General features: G+C 72.0%; 4 protein-coding genes. All 4 read right to left on the bottom strand.

What is annotated here, in order from left to right; translation table 11 throughout:
* Positions 1 to 380 (bottom strand): Hpt domain-containing protein (locus tag AB0C29_RS45730; RefSeq protein WP_360834264.1); only part of this gene is annotated, 380 nt, incomplete at its 3' end.
* Entirely contained in the window at positions 380 to 661 is a 282-nt protein-coding gene (locus AB0C29_RS45725; RefSeq protein WP_360834262.1) for an STAS domain-containing protein, read from the bottom strand. The genes AB0C29_RS45730 and AB0C29_RS45725, both read right to left, overlap by 1 nt.
* A complete protein-coding gene (locus AB0C29_RS45720; protein WP_360834260.1) occupies positions 658 to 1,026 on the bottom strand; it encodes a response regulator in 369 nt (122 codons plus the stop codon). Before AB0C29_RS45720 ends, AB0C29_RS45725 begins: the two co-directional genes overlap by 4 nt.
* An 8-nt stretch (positions 1,027 to 1,034) precedes the next feature.
* On the bottom strand, positions 1,035 to 2,005 hold a 971-nt coding region (locus AB0C29_RS45715; RefSeq protein WP_360834258.1), incomplete at its 5' end, for a methyl-accepting chemotaxis protein.

Raw genomic sequence — 2,005 nt, 5'->3', positions numbered from 1 at the left:
GCGAGCAGGCGGGCGCCCTCGGCGGCCTGGGCGGCGTCCGGCTCCAGCCGTCCCGCGGCGAGCCCCTCGATCATCGCCCCGATGTGGTCGGCGCACGGCAGCAGGCTGCTGACCAGCCCGGGCGACACCGCCAGATCCCCTTCCCGTACGGAGCCCAGCACGGTCTCCACCACGTGGGTGAACTGGACCAGGTGCCGCAGGCCGAAGAGCCCGGACGAGCCCTTGAGGGTGTGCGCGGCGCGGAACACGGTGTTGACCGTCTCCGCCGCCGACGGGTGCGCCTCCAGTTCGAGCAGCCCGTCCTCGAGTTGCTGCACCAGGTCGCGGGCCTCGGTGACGAAGGTGTCGAGGGCCTCGCGCATGTCGTCGTCGGCGGACATCACTCCTCCTCGGCCGCGGTCAGCCCGGCCAGGGCCAGCACCGCGGCGACGTCCGGGGCGGGTGCGGCGAGCTCGAAGGGCAGGCTCAACTGCTCGGCCTCGCGCCGCGCCAGCAGCAGCACCTGCAGGCCGGCGGTGTCGACCTCCTCGACGGCGGACAGGTCCACGCGCAGGCCGCCGCTGCCCGCCAGGGCGGCCAGCAGCCGGTCCTTGTGCCCGGCCGCCGTCATGATGGTCAGCTCCCCGTCGAGGGTGACCCGGCGCAGCTCCCGGGTGGTCACGGCGCGATCAGCTTCGCCACCGCGCTGAGCATCTGCTCGGGCTGAAACGGCTTGGTCACCCAGGCCTTGGCCCCCGCGGCCTGGGCCTGGCGCTTCTTCTCCTCCTGGGACTCGGTGGTCAGCATGATGATCGGCGTGAACTTGTACGCCGGCAGCTTGCGCGCCTCCGCCACGAACGTGATCCCGTCCATGTTGGGCATGTTGACGTCGGAGATGATCAGGTGGACGCGCTGGCCGTTGAGCTTGGTCAGGGCGTCCTTGCCGTCCACACCCGCGATCACGTCGTACCCGGCGCCCTTGAGCGCGATGGTGACGACCTGCCGCACCGAGGCCGAGTCGTCGACGATCAGAATGGTCTTGGCCATCGTCTCCCCTAGAAGAACGTGATTTCGGATTCGGACGGCGCCGCCTGCGCCCCGGACTTGTGGGCCTCGCGCTCCTCGGCCATCGTGTAGTTCGCCGCGAGCGTGTCCAGCAGCGCCTGCGGGTCCAGCGCCCGGCCCTCGCCGGCCCGCTCGCCGGCCTCGGCGACCACGCCCGGGAACTGGTCGATGCTGTCCCGCAGGTGCTCGAGAATCTGTCCGACCCGGTCCTGGAACTGCAGGTTGACCAGCGACTGGCCGATGTCCGCGCGGATGCCGACGGCGGCCTGTTCCAGCTCGGCCGACGAGTCCTGCAGGCCCGACAGCACCGTCCGCAGATCCTCCAGCACCGCCTGCACCTCCTCGTTGGCGTAGGTGACGGCCTGGTCCTCGCGTCCGGCGCTGTCCCGGGCGCTGGCCAGCACCGAGCCGATCGCGGCGGCGACCCCCTCGACCTTCGCCGAGATGCGTTCGCTGGTGCTGTGCGAGCGTTCGGCCAGCTCGCGGACCTCCAGGGCGACCACGCCGAAGGCCGCGCCCGCCGTGCCGACCCGGGCCGCCTCGATGGCCGCGTTGAGCGCGAGCAGGTTGGTCTGCGCGGCGATCCGGGTGACCTCGCCGGACATCTGCCGCAGCTCGTCGTTGAGGTCCAGCAGGGTCTGCAGCTCCTCCAGCGCCGCCCGTTTCGCGGTCAGGGCGTGGTTGAGCGTGCCGACGACCTCGCCCAGGCGCTGCCGGCTGCGGTCGAACGCCACCGCGTTCTCGTCGTGCAGTGCCCCGGACGAGGTGGTGAGCACCGAGTCCAGGTTGTCGACGATGCCGGCGAACTTCTCGGTCAGCTGGCCGACGGCCGACTCCATCTGCACCCGGGACGAGTCGATCTGCGCCGACCAGACCGGCGCGACCGCCCCGGCGAACTCGGTCATGCCGCGCATCGGATCACCCGCCGGGCGCTCGGCGGACTGCCCGGGGGCCGCCGGCC

Source organism: Actinoplanes sp. NPDC048791, from assembly GCF_040650095.1.
Taxonomy (GTDB): Bacteria; Actinomycetota; Actinomycetes; order Mycobacteriales; family Micromonosporaceae; genus Actinoplanes.
This window is presented reverse-complemented; position numbering and strand designations above follow the sequence as displayed.

Excerpts from the sequence above, each read along its gene's own strand:
- AB0C29_RS45720 (WP_360834260.1), bottom strand. The coding sequence starts at position 1,026 with ATGGCCAAGACCATTCTGATCGTCGACGACTCGGCCTCGGTGCGGCAG.